At 60.1% G+C, this 14,087-nt stretch carries 13 protein-coding genes and 1 tRNA gene; 8 read left to right on the top strand and 6 right to left on the bottom strand.

Going from position 1 to position 14,087, the window contains the following annotated elements; all coding sequences use genetic code 11:
• The first annotated feature begins 2 nt into the window (after nt 1–2).
• From GKIL_RS24780 to GKIL_RS11800, 4 genes are all read left to right on the top strand, one after another.
• Nucleotides 3–209, top strand: coding sequence for a hypothetical protein (locus GKIL_RS24780; protein WP_144080380.1), 207 nt, complete (start codon nt 3–5; stop codon nt 207–209).
• 266 nt (nt 210–475) lie between these two features.
• Nucleotides 476–808: a hypothetical protein gene (locus tag GKIL_RS24775; RefSeq protein ID WP_144080379.1), complete on the top strand. Its 333-nt coding sequence runs from the start codon at nt 476–478 to the stop codon at nt 806–808.
• Nucleotides 809–994: 186 nt separating this feature from the next.
• On the top strand, nt 995–2,302 hold the full coding sequence (locus tag GKIL_RS11805) for a radical SAM/SPASM domain-containing protein (RefSeq protein WP_023173848.1): 1,308 nt from the start codon (nt 995–997) through the stop codon (nt 2,300–2,302).
• Between the two features lie 92 nt (nt 2,303–2,394).
• Entirely contained in the window at nt 2,395–3,447 is a 1,053-nt protein-coding gene (locus GKIL_RS11800) for a branched-chain amino acid ABC transporter permease (protein ID WP_023173847.1), read from the top strand.
• A 398-nt stretch (nt 3,448–3,845) separates the two neighbouring features.
• Here the strand turns inward: GKIL_RS11800 and GKIL_RS11795 are convergent, their stop codons facing one another.
• Nucleotides 3,846–4,499 carry a phosphoribosyltransferase gene (locus GKIL_RS11795; protein ID WP_023173846.1) on the bottom strand — a complete coding sequence of 218 codons (654 nt, stop codon included), beginning with the start codon at nt 4,497–4,499 and terminating at the stop codon, nt 3,846–3,848.
• Between the two features lie 93 nt (nt 4,500–4,592).
• On the bottom strand, nt 4,593–5,201 hold the full coding sequence (locus tag GKIL_RS11790; RefSeq protein WP_023173845.1) for a superoxide dismutase: 609 nt from the start codon (nt 5,199–5,201) through the stop codon (nt 4,593–4,595).
• A gap of 167 nt (nt 5,202–5,368) precedes the next feature.
• Between GKIL_RS11790 and cphA the strand changes: the two genes are divergently transcribed.
• The 3 genes from cphA to purU are packed head-to-tail and all read left to right on the top strand — an operon-like array spanning nt 5,369 to nt 9,310.
• Entirely contained in the window at nt 5,369–8,008 is a 2,640-nt protein-coding gene (gene cphA, locus GKIL_RS11785) for a cyanophycin synthetase (RefSeq protein ID WP_023173844.1), read from the top strand.
• Between the two features lie 12 nt (nt 8,009–8,020).
• A complete protein-coding gene (locus tag GKIL_RS11780) occupies nt 8,021–8,440 on the top strand; it encodes a hypothetical protein (protein WP_023173843.1) in 420 nt (139 codons plus the stop codon).
• Nucleotides 8,441–8,446: 6 nt separating this feature from the next.
• Nucleotides 8,447–9,310: a formyltetrahydrofolate deformylase gene (gene purU / locus GKIL_RS11775; protein WP_023173842.1), complete on the top strand. Its 864-nt coding sequence runs from the start codon at nt 8,447–8,449 to the stop codon at nt 9,308–9,310.
• 7 nt (nt 9,311–9,317) lie between these two features.
• On the opposite strand, the gene GKIL_RS11770 is transcribed toward purU, so the two are convergent.
• The 4 genes from GKIL_RS11770 to GKIL_RS11755 all read right to left on the bottom strand — a co-directional run bounded on the left by GKIL_RS11770 (nt 9,318) and on the right by GKIL_RS11755 (nt 11,677).
• Complete coding sequence (locus GKIL_RS11770; RefSeq protein WP_023173841.1) at nt 9,318–9,908, bottom strand: YceI family protein; 591 nt, start codon at nt 9,906–9,908, stop codon at nt 9,318–9,320.
• Between the two features lie 74 nt (nt 9,909–9,982).
• Complete coding sequence (locus tag GKIL_RS11765; RefSeq protein WP_023173840.1) at nt 9,983–10,348, bottom strand: DUF1823 family protein; 366 nt, start codon at nt 10,346–10,348, stop codon at nt 9,983–9,985.
• A gap of 20 nt (nt 10,349–10,368) precedes the next feature.
• Nucleotides 10,369–10,451 (bottom strand) — tRNA-Leu (locus GKIL_RS11760).
• A gap of 50 nt (nt 10,452–10,501) precedes the next feature.
• Nucleotides 10,502–11,677, bottom strand: a complete 1,176-nt coding sequence (locus GKIL_RS11755; protein ID WP_023173839.1) for a glycosyltransferase — start codon at nt 11,675–11,677, stop codon at nt 10,502–10,504.
• A gap of 97 nt (nt 11,678–11,774) precedes the next feature.
• Between GKIL_RS11755 and shc the strand changes: the two genes are divergently transcribed.
• The gene (gene shc / locus GKIL_RS11750) at nt 11,775–13,688 is read left to right on the top strand and encodes a squalene--hopene cyclase (RefSeq protein ID WP_023173837.1); all 1,914 of its coding nucleotides are present in this window, start codon (nt 11,775–11,777) and stop codon (nt 13,686–13,688) included.
• The last annotated feature ends 399 nt before the right edge of the window (nt 13,689–14,087 follow it).

Genomic DNA, 14,087 nt, shown 5'->3' with positions numbered 1-14,087 from the left:
CAATGACTGATCCAACTGCAAAGTCCAGCGAACTGTCAAATGCCAATCAGGCAATAGTCACTCTCAGTGTTGATGACGCGGATAATCTTCCTGATGCTGTGCGCAGGGCAATCATCGAAATTGCTGATAGGCTTCAGCAACAAGGTGCTAAACCTGATAATAAAATGCAATATAACGAAAGGTGTGATCCTGCCCTAAGGAGCCGATAAGAGATATGCATTGTCGTCTAGGCGAAATTGCCAACTTTTACAGCATATTTACCAAATATGCTTTTCAGTCGGGGCTGAGTAATGTTGTGATTTACAAACAAGGCTCAAGAAAAACAAAACTTTACAATGCTCTTTACATATGCCTATTGAATTCTCCAGAGCAGTAGAGTATTGTCTTGCTAGTACAGCTTACAGAGCTGTACTTCGAGTCTGCAAATCATTAAAGTTTAAACCTCAAGTCAAGTACTCACAAGGGAGCACTCAACATGCGTAAGAATCCCAAGTTAGATCTGCTTACATTATTGGCGGCTGCCAGTATGATCGCGGCCATGATCGCGGCTACTGCTATACCATCGGAAGCTACCACTACTGCTCCTACTGACGAAAGCGCCAGCCAACTCAGCCTGGGCAAAATCAATCTCACTGATCCGAGTAGTGCAGAGCTACAAGCACTCCAAAAATCAGTACCGGTCGATATTGAAACCCTTGCGAAAAAAATTCAGGAAGCGGGCGGCTCATCATTCGATCATTTTCTGAGTATGTGTGGTGGGGGTATACAGCCCCAAGTTTGTAATGGGGGTATAAGGCCACCAAAGTAAGCCATACCAACGAAACTATTGCAACTTTGAAACAGTAATACCCGTGTTACTGCTTACTATAATAGGAGCTGAGTAAATATCAAAGCTCCGATCTTCGAGTCATAGCTCAGGGATTGCTTAGCCTAGCATGAAATCTGACGTTTTCTCAGCTCTACTGACCAGCTCGATAGCAATAAAAGGCGAGAGATGCAGGAATCAAAGTACAACATATGGATCCATCGTGTACATTTCAGCTATGTATTCAACACATCCACCTCAGGTTTTTTCCGGCTTTCTCACCCAGAGTTCGAGGCACTTCAGAGCTTTATCGCTAGTTCTCAAGATGCCTGTATTTCACCGCAGCTGCTTCTAAAGCTTGTCGAGAATCGTGTCATAATTCCTGAAAATGCTGATGAGGTGAAGTGGGTGGCGAGTAGATATCACTCTACTCGCCACCATACTCCAAGGCTTGGTCTTACTATCGTTACAAGTCTAGGTTGCAACTTTAGCTGTCCCTACTGCTTTGAAGACAAGCATGGTTCGATACTTCAATCCGAAGTACAGATGGCACTTTTACAGTTCCTTGATGAAAAAATAGAAAAGCTTCAGCGATTTGAGGTCTGCTGGTTTGGCGGCGAGCCTTTACTTGGCAAGGAGCAACTGCTCGCTCTATCCGATCAATTTATTGAACGCTGTGATCGAGCAGGCGTCACCTATGTTGCCGACATAATTACCAATGGCTATTTGCTGGATGAACAAACCTGTGACCTTTTACGTAAGCGTCGGGTAGCCACAGCTCAAATCACGCTTGATGGACCGCCTGAAGTCCATGATTTGATGCGTCCTCTTGTCAATGGCAAAGGCACGTTCAAGAAAATCCTTGCAAACATTCATCATGCAGTCAATTACCTGTCCGTTTCTATTCGAGTCAACCTCAGCCAGGAGAATACGAGTCACGTCGAGAAACTTCTCCAGATTCTGCAGGCTGAGGGGCTGAGCGATAAGCTGCACATCTATCCTGGACAGATCGTTGCCGTCAACGATGGAGCGTCCGCACCGTCGGCTAGCTACTCTTCCTGCTGCTTGAGCAACATCGAGCTTGCGAAGATAAAGCTTGAGTTTATGAAATTGGCTCAATGCTACGGTTTTGATAAGCCCTCGTTGCCCAAACCTGTTGGTACGCCCTGTACGGCAGTTCGTTCTCAAGAACTCATTGTAGGTAGCAAGGGTGAACTGTACAAGTGCCCGTATTCCGTCGGCAATCCACAAGAGGTGATTGGCCATATCAGCGACTACAAAAACTGCAACACTCGATTACACAAGTGGCTCAACTACGATCCATTCACCGATCCTGAATGCACGAACTGTATCGCCCTGCCGGTGTGTATGGGTGGTTGTGCCCATCATGCGATGGATCCGGTATTGCATGACAATCGCTGTGACAGTTTCCGGCACAACTACAAAGAGCGGATTCTCGCTTACATAGAGGCACAGGAAGCAAGCCAGGGTGCGTAGGGGCTGATCTGCTTTGCAATTTCTTGCGCTGTTGGCAGGGGGGAAGCCCCAGCGATGCTAGAATCCTGCCGACCTGTGCGTTGAGCCCACTTGTGCAGCAACGGATTCAAAGATGGATTGAAGCTCTACCCCAACCGCTCAGGCGCTACGGTCTTCTGGGAGTGGGGTTGATTATTCCGGTATTGATGCAACTTACCTCGCAGCCGAGTTACCTGGCGAATGTGGCGGTGACGGTTGGGGTCTACATGGTGCTCGCGATGGGGCTCAACATCGTCGTCGGCATGGCGGGGCTATTGGATCTGGGCTACATCGCCTTTTTTGCGGTCGGCGCTTACACCTACGCCATCGGCTTTTCCCACGGCCTCAATTTCTGGCTGGCCCTACCAGCGGCAGCTCTATTGGCAGCTGCTTTCGGGGTGGTGCTGGGGGCTCCGACGCTGCGCCTGCGAGGCGATTATCTGGCAATCGTCACCCTCGGGTTCGGTGAAATCATCCGCATCTCGCTCAACAACCTCGACTGGCTCACCAAGGGGCCAGCCGGGATCAGCAACGTGCCGGGGCCGACCATTCCCTGGTTCAGCGCAGGGGGCTTTGGCTGGATCACGCTCTATCAGCCGCTGCAGCTGTATTTTATTGCGCTCGCCTTTGTAGGTTGCATCTACTGGATGACCAGCCGCCTGAAGCGTTCGCGCATCGGTCGCGCCTGGGTGGCGATCCGCGAGGACGAGATCGCTGCCTCAGCGATGGGCATCGATACGGTGCGGCTGAAGTTATTGGCCTTTGCCACCGGGGCGGCGCTGGCCGGTATGGTCGGGGTGCTCTTTGCCAGCCAGCTCACCTACGTCTCCCCCGACAGTTTCACTCTTATCGAGTCGGTGATGGTGCTCTCGATGGTGGTCCTGGGCGGCATGGGCTCGGTGCCGGGGGTGGCGCTGGGGGCGTTGATCTTGATCGTTCTGCCCGAAGCGCTCAGGGGCTTTACCGAGTACCGGCTCGTTCTTTTTGGCGCGGCGATGATCCTGGTAATGCTCATCCGGCCCGAGGGGCTTCTAGGCGAAAAGCAGGGGGTCGCTCCCCGGCCCACCGGGGCGGGTTTAGAAGACGAGACGCCCACCGAGGCAGAGCAGCGCAATCTGCGGGTCTAGATACCCGCAGATAATTAAACGTTGAATCAAAGCAGCACTGCGTCCCTTGCAGCAGAAGAAAAATAAGACAAATCTGAAACCCATTTCACCCCTCACCCCCAGCCCCTCTCCCACAAGGGGAGAGGGGAGTGAGACAAATCTAAGACTGACTGCACCCGGCCCGTCGGCAGCCCAGTTACAGTGAACCCCCTTCTTCTCTCCTTCCCCGGCGGGGGAAGGAGGGGAGAGGGGGGCAGGGGGGTATGGGGAGGTGGGGGACGGTTTTAGCAAATACCCAAAAAGCAAAAGAACGACCAGCTCCCCACTCCAGCCCAAAACCTGACGCTTATTTTGCTTCGTCTACTTATTCACTTTCACTTTCACTTTCACTGCCATTACTTATCACTGGCATTACGCAGTCACTGCCATGGGGCGGCGCGCTCCAACAACTGTTGCACCTGGGCGTCGGTGGTCTGCGAAAAATCCTCGTACCAGAACCCGACGGAGTGAAATGGGTCAGGCGTGAGCAGGCTGACGCGCTCGTCACATATCATCCGCAATACGGCGAAGACGGCAGGGGCGGCGACGGGAATCGCGACAATCAATCGGGCAGGCTGCTGCTCGCGCAGGTACATCAGGGCAGCGCGCATGGTCGCTCCGGTGGCCAGACCGTCATCGACGACGATCACCTGCTGATCGCGGATCGGTGCGGCGGGCCTGCCGGTGCGGTAGAGTTGCTCGCGCCGCTCCAGTTCTTGCAATTCCGCCTGGGCTACGGCGTCCACGGTCGCATCGCTGATCTGGTAGGAGCGGATGATGGCGGTATTGAGAACGCGCACACCCGCCGGGGCGATCGCCCCCATCGCCAGTTCCGGCTGGCCCGGCAGGCCAATCTTGCGCACGACCAAGACATCGAGCCGGGCAGCGAGGGCGCGGGCAATCTCGAAGGCAACCGGCAGGCCGCCGCGAGCCAGACCGAGCACCAGCACATCCTGCCTGCCCGCACAGTGCATCAGGCGCTCCGCCAGCAATTTGCCCGCTTCAGCGCGGTCGGGAAAGGGCCGATTGGTCACATCGGGGCATGACGGTTTTCTCCAGGGTAGTCCTCGCCAAAAAAACATCCAGCGGGTAACCACTACCCGCTGGACAATGTGGATCAGGAAAGTTCAGGCGCTCGCCAGATTCTTTTCGGCGAATTCCCAGTTGAGCAGGTGATCGACCACCGCCTCCTCGTACTTGGGCCGGAGGTTCTGGTAGTCGAGGTAGTAGGCGTGCTCCCAGACATCGAAGGTGAGTACCGGCACCTTGGTCGGATCGGTGAGGGGGGTTTCGGCGTTGGGCGTCTTGATTACCGAGAGTTTGCCGCTATTTTTGTCTTTGACCAGCCAGGCGTAGCCACTGCCGAACTGGGTGGTCCCGGCGGTGATGAACTGCTTTTTGAACTCGTCGTAGCTGCCGAAGGCGTCCTTGATGAGTTCGGCGATCGTGCCGGTAGGTTCGCCACCACCGCCCGGCTTCAGACTGTTCCAGTAAAAAGTGTGGTTCCAGATCTGGGCGGCGTTGTTGAAGATGGCCGCCTTGTCGGGCTGGCCGTGGACACTTTTGATCAGTTCTTCCAGCGGCGTGTTTTCAGCCTCGCTGCCTGCCACCAGCTTGTTGAGGGTGTCTACGTATCCCTTGTGGTGCTTGCCGTAGTGAAAACTGAGCGTCTGAGCCGAGATATAGGGAGCCAGAGCACTCTCGTCGTAGGGCAGAGGCGGTAGGGTAAAAGCCATTGGGTCCTCTCTTCCGTAAGCTTCTCTTCACTAGTAGCACGCGCGCCGGCTTCTGGTGAGCAAGCGGGGATACAGCCGCCCGCGCCTACCGCCCAAAGCTGATAGAACGTTATGCTGGTTCCTGGCGGTTAAATGACGGGCAGATTTGCCGGGACTGACTTTCAGCTATGAGAATATTGCAGACGCGGGCTTTGAAGGGGCCGAACTACTGGAGCATCCGACGCCACAAGCTGATTGTGATGCAACTGGATCTCGAAGAACTCGAAGAAAAACCGACCAATCTCATCCCCGGATTTTATGACCGCCTGCTCGCCCTGCTGCCCAGCCTGATGAAGCACGGCTGCTCAGAAGGGCGCGACGGCGCTTTTATGGAGCGCGTCGCAGAAGGCACCTGGATGGGCCACGTCATCGAGCACGTCGCCCTTGAGTTGCAGACGCTGGCCGGGATGGATGTCGCCTTTGGCCGCACCCGCCAGACGGCCCACTACGGCGTCTACAACGTCGTCTTTTCCTACGTCGAGGAGGCGGCGGGCCGCTACGCCGGACGGGCGGCGGTGCGCATCTGCCGGGCGCTGGCGGCGGGGGAGGTGTACGACGAACTCGATCAAGACATCCAGGAACTGCGCGAGATCCGCGAGGAGGTGCGCTTTGGCCCGAGCACCGCCTCGATCGTCGAGGAGGCGCTCGCGCGCGGCATCCCCTACATCCGCCTCTCCGAAAAGTCGCTGGTGCAGTTGGGCTACGGCATTCATCAAAAGCGCATCCAGGCGACGACGACCACCAACACCAGCATCATCGCCACCGAACTGGCCTCCGACAAGACAGCGACCAAAAAACTCCTAGGCGGGATGGGGATTCCGGTACCGAAGGGCACCACCGTCCGCCGCCTCAGCGAACTCGAAGAGGCAATCGCCGATATCGGCGGCTATCCGGTCGTGATCAAGCCCCTCGATGCCAACCACGGCAAGGGGATCACCGTCAACATCCGCGATCTGGCAACGGCCCAGTCCGCCTACGAGGCGGCACAGGAATTCTCCCGCGAAGCCAAAGAAGTGATCGTCGAACAGTACATCACTGGCCGCGACTACCGCATTCTGGTAATCAACCATCGGGTCGTGGCGGTGGCCGAGCGGGTTCCAGCCCACGTCACCGGCGACGGCCAATCGACGATCCAGGAGCTGATCGAGCGGGTGAACCGCGATCCGCGCCGGGGCTACGGCCACGAGAACGTGCTCACCCTCATCGCCACCGACGAGATGACCCAGCGCCTGCTGGAGCTGCGCGGCCTGAGCCTTGAGACGGTGCTGCCCGCAGGCGAAATCTGCTATCTCAAATCCACCGCCAACTTGAGCACCGGCGGCACCGCCATCGACCGCACCGACGTCCTCCATCCCGATAACGCCTTTTTGGCCGAGCGCGTCTCGCGCAACATCGGCCTCGATATCTGCGGCATCGACCTTATCTGTCCGGATATTTCACAACCGATCTCCGAGGTGGGCGGAGCGGTGATCGAGGTCAACGCCGCCCCCGGCTTTCGGATGCACGTCGCCCCGAGCGAGGGTCTGCCGCGCAACGTCGCGGAGCCGGTGGTCGATATGCTCTTTCCCCCCGGCTCCCGCACCCGCATCCCGATCATCGCCATCACCGGCACCAACGGCAAGACGACGACCACCCGCCTCATCGCCCACATCCTCAGGGGAGTGGGGGTGCGGGTGGGCTACACGACCACCGACGGCGTCTACATCCAGAACCAGAAGGTGATGACGGGCGATATGACCGGTCCTTTTAGCGCCCAACTGGTGCTCAAAGACCCGACCGTCGAGTGCGCCGTGCTGGAGACGGCTCGCGGCGGCATCCTGCGCGAAGGTCTGGGTTTTCCGGAGTGCGACATCGCCGTCGTGCTCAACGTCACCGAGGATCACCTGGGGCTCAAAGACATCGAGACCCTCGAAGATCTGGCCCGCGTCAAGTCGGTGGTGCCCGAGTCGGTCCATAGCGGCGGCTACGCCATCCTCAACGCCGACGACGCGCTGGTGGCGGATATGGCCCACGACGCCAAGGCCACCGTGGCCTACTTCAGCCTCGATCCTAAAAACCCGATTTTAATCGAGCACGCCGAGCGGGGCGGCACCGCCGCCGTCTTCGAGGACGGCTATATCTCGATTCTCAAGGGAGCCTGGAAGCTCAGAATCGAGCGGGTGGTCAATATTCCTGTCACTCTCTCCGGGCGGGCGGTCTTTATGATCCAGAACGCCCTGGCGGCGACCCTCGCCACCTTCTTGCACGGGGTCAAAATCGACGACATCCGGGCTGGACTCGGCAGCTTTGTGCCCTCCGCCGCCCAGACGCCGGGCCGGTTGAACCTCTTTACGGTGGGCAACTACGAGGTGATGGTCGATTATGCCCACAACCCCGCAGGCTACGAGGCGATCCAGCGGGTGCTCGAGCGCATGGACCACCCGCGCAAGATCGGGGTGATCGGCGGTGCCGGGGACCGGCGCGACAACGACCTGCGCAAGCTCGGCTTTTTGGCGGCGGGGATGTTCGATGCGGTGGTCGTCAAAGAAGACGACGACCGGCGGGGCCGCGCCAGCGGCGAGACGGCGGACCTGATCATCGAGGGCATCGAGCAGGCCAACCCCGACCTGCCCTACCAGCGCATCCTGGCTGAGACCGAGGCGATCGAGACGACCCTGGGCAAAGCCGCCCCCGGAGAGCTGATCGTTATCTTTCCAGCCGATGTCCAGCGCACCATCGAGATCATCAGCCGCTTCAAAGAAGCTTCCGAGCCGGTGCGCTTGCGTTAAAAAGGATAAATTATGACACACACCTCAACATCGAGCGGCCCGGCCTCGGACCTGCCGCGCCGCCGCCTGAGCGAGTTGCGCCAGGGCCTGCTCCGGCTGCACAAGACCTTGATCGATTCAGAACGCATCGCCTACGAGCGCACCTACGGTCGGGTCAACAGTAGCGGCGAGATGCTCCAACTGCTGACCGAGCACCGCTGGTTTGCCTGGCTCCGGCCCTTCTCGGAGCTGATCGTCGAGATCGACGAGCGGCTGGACGCCAAAGAACCGGTGACGGTAGAAGATACCGCCGCCTTTATCGAGCGGGTCGCCCACCTCCTTAAGCCCGAGATCGGAGCCAACTCAGAAGATCTCTACGACGCCGCCGTTCAGCGCGATCCGAACGTAGCGATGGCCCATAGCCAGATTTCAAAGACGCTCTCCTCCGCGTAGCCGTCCATGCCCCCTGCTCCCCCCACCCGCGTCCTGCTCATCTCCTGCCCGGATCGCCAGGGGATCGTCGCGGCTGTCTCGCTCTGCGTGCTGGAGGCGGGGGGCAACATCGTCCGCTCCGACCAGCACAGCACCGACTTGCTGGGGGGCGTCTTCTTTATGCGGCTGGAATTTCTCTACCTGGAGCCGGAGCAGGGCGACGCAGACTTCACCAGCCGCTTCGCCCCGGTCGCGGCCCACTACGAGATGGACTGGCGGCTGGTCCGCTCGGACCAACCCAAGCGCATGGCGCTCTTTGTCTCGCGCCTCGATCACTGTCTTATCGACCTGCTGTGGCGCTGGCGCTCCGGGGAACTGGCGGTCAAAATTCCCCTGATAATCAGCAACCACCCCGACCTTGAGGCGGTGGCCGCCGGGTACGGCCTGCCCTTTTATCTGTTTGCCATCGACCGGGACAATCAGGCTGGCCAGGAGGAGCGGATGCTGGCGCTGCTGGAGGGCCAGGCCGATTTTCTGGTTCTTGCCCGCTACATGCGCATCCTCGGCCCCCGCTTCGTCGAGCGCTACTGCGGGCAGATCATCAACATCCACCACAGCTTTTTGCCTGCTTTTATCGGCGCTTCGCCCTACGAGCGGGCCTACGAGCGCGGCGTCAAAGTCATCGGTGCCACCGCCCACTACGTCACGGCAGCGCTGGACGAGGGACCGATCATCGAGCAGGACGTGACGCGGGTCAACCACCGCGATCAGGTGGCCGACCTCAAGCTCAAGGGCCGCGACCTCGAGCGGATTGTCCTCGCCAGGGCGGTCAAGTGGCACATCGAGGACCGGGTGCTCATCTACGGCAACCGCACCGTCGTCTTTACGTGAAAGGGCGTCAGGGAGAAGGCTTGGCCACTGCCTGCACCTGCAGGCCAATCCCATCTTCGACGGTGACAAAGACGATGCTCGGCGGCGAGATGCCGTAGTCGCTCATCTTGATCTGGCTTTTGGCGGTGATCTGCAGTTCGTTGCCCAAAAAAACGGCAACCGCGTCGAAACTGACGGGCCGGGTGATGCCGCGAATCGTCAACTGTCCCACGATCCGACCGGTCTGCTTGAGTCCCCAGAGCCGCCACTCGGAAAATTTTGGAAAGCCTTCGAGCCGCTCGACGCTGAAGCTGGCGGTTGGAAATTTGTCGGTCTGCAAAAATTCGGCGCGCATCCGCGCATCGCGCACGCCGTTGCCGGAGTCGATCGTGGCCAGGCCCACCTGCACTTCGCCTTTGAGTAACTCGCCGCTTTGATCGTCGTAGCTGAGCGTGCCCTTGATGTCGCTGGTCTTGCCCGTCCAGGCATCGAAGATGTCGCGGTCGGTGTAAGAAGCTACCCCCTGCACGATCGTAAAAGTCTTGGTCGCCGCCTGGGCAGCGGGAGAGCTGGCAAGAACAGTAAATAACAGAACCCAGGCAAACCGACGGGCAATCATGCAGAGCGTCTCCTGGAGGCGGGGGCGGAAGCACCTCCACTATAGAGAACTGTCCAGGCCCTGCAAGGTGCCCCCTATTGCGGGTGGTGGCGCAGGTAGGCGAGCAGCCAGTTGACGGCAGTGGCGCGGCGGGTGCGGCGGGGCGTCAGTTCTGACACCTGGTAGCCGCCGAAGCCTAAGTGCTCTTTAAGAAGCTGCTTGTCCGCCGGATCGATCGAGCGGGTGAGCTTGATCGTGGCCGGGCGGCTCGCGATAAAATCGGGCGGTTCCGGGTATTCCTGCTGCCAGGTGCTATCGACCCCGGAATTGTCCCAGGAGCCGTCACTATTTTGCCGGTAGCCCAGGTAGTGCCAGACAAGCGCATTCACCGTCTCATCGGGGATCTGCTCCCCAAGAATCTCCCAAAAAGTGGCTTCGCTCAGGGGCGGCAGGGCAGACATCGAAGATAAGGTGATTTGAATGCGGTCGGAGAGATTTGAACTCTCAAGGAATTGCTTCCACTAGCACCTCAAGCTAGCGCGTATACCGTTCCGCCACGACCGCGAATTTTTGAACTTTCCCATTATCAGAAATGGGAGGCAGCGGTGTCAACTTTACTGGTCGCCCCCGTACACCCGGCCCTTCCAGGCACCGCCTTCCCCCCGCCAGTGGCGGTAGGCCGAATCGATCGTCATCGCCACATAGAGCACGGCGATGAGGGGCAGCGCCAGCGCCAGCCAGGGCGGCTGCTCGTAAAAGCGCAGCGTGGGCAGGTAGGCGACGGCCATCAAAAGCCAGGCGAGTAGCGCCGGTAAGGCCACCGGCGGCTGGGCAGTCACCAGTCCTACCAGGGCAAGCACCGGTGGAGCCAGATAGAGAAACCCCATCGCCCCAACCGTGAGCGCCAGGGTGGCAAACGAATAATCGAGCTGGGTAAAGGCCGTGCGCGCCACCATCTTCCAGATCGAATCGAGGCCAGGGTAGGGCCGGAGGCTGCGGGTTCTGCGGCTGAGGGCGAGCCAGAGCCTGCCGCCACTGCGTTGAATGGCCGCTGCCAGGGCACAGTCGTCGATGAGGCTGCCCCGCACCTCAGCCAGGCCACCGGCTCGCTCCAGCGCCTCCCGCCGCACCAGGATGCAGCCCCCGGCGGCAGCGGCGGTGGGTTGGGCGGGATCGTTCACCCAGCTAAACGGATAGAGCTTTTGAAAGAAAAAGACAAAAGCTGGGATGAGCAGTACCTCCCAGACGCTGCGGCAGCGCAGGCGCACCATCTGGGAGACCAGGTCGCGCCGGTCGGCCTGGGCCTGGCGCACGAGTGCCGCCAGATTGTCCGGGTGGTGGGCAATATCGGCGTCGGTAAAAAGCCAGTACTCGGGGGCGAACGCTTCGCCCCGGCGCACCCCCTGGGCCATCGCCCAGAGCTTGCCGCTCCAGCCCGGCAAAAGCGCTTCGGAGCGCACGAGGGTGAGCCGCTCGCTCTGGCCGTACTCCCGGGCGAGGTCGAGCGCCAGATCGCCGGTGCCGTCGCTGCTGCGATCATCCACCAGCACGATCCAGAACCGGCCTGGATAGTGCTGGCCCAACAGCGTCGGCAGCGTCTCAGAGAGCACGCTCGCCTCGTCGCGGGCCGGGACGACCGCACAGACATCGGGCCAGGCTCCGCTCGCCTCCAGTTCGCTCCCGTCTGGATCGAGCACGCAATCGGAGCGCCAGAACTGCCCGCGCAGGGCGAGCAGCGCCAGCCAGGCAACCAGCCCGCCCGATGCAACACCAGCGGCAAAAATGTCCATGGGTCTTATCTTACGGTCTCGCCGCCAGCGGTGGGGGTCAAGGCGAGCGGACTCCTCCGGTACAATGGCCAGAAGGAGTGAACGGAACACAGAAGCTATGCAGGTTCAACCGCGCGTTGAGAAGGTTCGGCTCGAGCGGGCGATCGAGGCGAGCCAGGGACATCTACTGGCCCGGCAATCCGCTGCCGGTTACTGGTGGGCAGAACTCGAATCGAATGTGACGATGACCGCCGAGGTCGTTCTCCTGCACAAGATCTGGGGGACCGACGGCGAGCGGGCGCTCACAAAAGCGGCGGCCTACCTGCTGGGCGAGCAGCGCGCCCACGGTGGCTGGGAACTTTTTTATGGCGACGGCGGCGATCTGAGCACATCGATCGAAGCCTACATGGGCTTGAAGCTGCTCGGGCTGTCGGCTGCCCATCCGGCGCTGGTGCGGGCGCGGGAATTTATCGTGAGCCGGGGCGGCATCAGCCGCTCGCGCATCTTCACCAAGATCCACCTCGCCCTCATCGGCTGCTACGACTGGCGGGGCATCCCTTCGCTGCCCCCCTGGGCGATGCTGTTGCCTGCCGGTCTGCCGGTCAGCATCTACGAGTTGTCGAGCTGGGCGCGGGGCAGCACGGTGCCGCTTCTTGTCGTCTTCGATCGCAAGCCGGTCTTTGCCACCGACCCGGCGATCACCCTCGATGAACTCTACGCCGAGGGCCGCGCCGAAGCCCGCTTTGAATTGCCCCGCCACCCGGACGACTGGTTCGCTAACCTCTTCGTCGATCTCGACCGGGTCTTCAAACTGAGCGAGAGCCTGGGAGCTGTCCCCTGGCGCGAAGAGGGGGTGCGGGCGGCGGAGCGCTGGGTGATCGAGCGGCAGGAAGCGAGCGGCGACTGGGGCGGGATCATCCCGGCGATGCTCAACTCGCTGCTGGCGCTGCGCTGTCTGGGCTACGACGCCTGCGACCCGGTGGTGCGGCGGGGGATGGTGGCGGTGGACCGCTTCGTCATCGAGACGGAGAGCACCTACCGCGTCCAGCCCTGCGTCTCGCCCGTCTGGGATACCGCCCTCACGATGCGGGCGCTGGTCGATGCGGGTTGCGCCCCGGATCACCCGGCCCTGGTGCGGGCGGGCGAGTGGATTCTCACCCAGCAGATCCTCGATTACGGCGACTGGTCGATCAAGAACACCGCCGGGCCGCCGGGGGGCTGGGCCTTTGAATTTGTCAACCGCTACTATCCGGACGTGGACGACACGGCGGTGGTGGTGATGGCCCTGGAGGCGGTGCGGCTCCCGGACGAGGTGGCCAAGCGCCAGGCAATGGTCCGCGCCGAGCGCTGGGTCGCCTCGATGCAGTGCCGCGAGGGGGGCTGGGCTGCCTTTGACATCGACAACGACGCCCACTGGCTCAACAGCCTTCCCTACGCCGACCTCAAGGCGATGATCGACCCGAACACCGCCGATGTCACCGCCAGGGTGCTCGAAATGTACGGTCGCACTGCCCTCACCATCGACCCGCAAAGCCGCCGTCGCGCCCTCGATTATCTGCGGCGCGTCCAGGAGCCGGAGGGCTGCTGGTTTGGCCGCTGGGGGGTCAACTATATCTACGGCACGAGCGGCGTTATCGCCGCCCTCGTTCCCTTCGCTCCCGAGGAGCGAGCGGCGATCGAACGGGCCGCCGCCTGGCTGGTGCAGTGTCAGAACCCGGACGGTGGCTGGGGAGAAACCTGCCGCAGTTACGACGATCGTTCGCTGATGGGCCAGGGACCGAGCACGGCTTCCCAGACCGCCTGGGCGCTCATCGGTCTTATCGAGGCGGCCCATGTCACCCGCATGCCCGCCCGCTCCGCCATCGATCGCGGCATCGCCTACTTGCTTTCGACCCAAAAAAGCGATGGCAGTTGGGACGAAGCCCACTTTACCGGTACCGGTTTTCCTGGCCACTTTTACCTGAAGTATCACCTGTACCAGCAGCACTTTCCCCTTACTGCCCTTGGCCGCTATCGCCGCAGCTTTGGATAACGGCCCGCCCATTTTCTTGCGCTAATTGCGCCGGTTGCTTCCCCAAAATCGCTTCATTTAATTGCGGAATCTGCTTGAATGTCGTCTCATTTTTGCCAGCTATGGGCATGAACACTTATCATCACCAAATCCTGTATGCTCTTAGTGGCCTTGCAGTTAAGCCCGGTAGCCGGGCGCTCAGAAGCTCACTTGTGTTTGACACGGTTGCCGTCTGGGCACCTGCGCGTGCGGCGGCACAGGATTTTTCGGTTCCGCCCGGCGCTATTGCTGCCGGTTTGGGTGGGCAAATCTATCTGAGATCAGTTTGCGAGTACGAACCCGGACAATCGGCTCATTGTTCAGGAACATCCCAGGCTGAAGTAGGCTAAATTTCCAATATGGTGTGTCCAGGGGTGAGAG

This window comes from Gloeobacter kilaueensis JS1 (assembly GCF_000484535.1).
GTDB lineage: Bacteria > Cyanobacteriota > Cyanobacteriia > Gloeobacterales > Gloeobacteraceae > Gloeobacter > Gloeobacter kilaueensis.
This window is presented reverse-complemented; position numbering and strand designations above follow the sequence as displayed.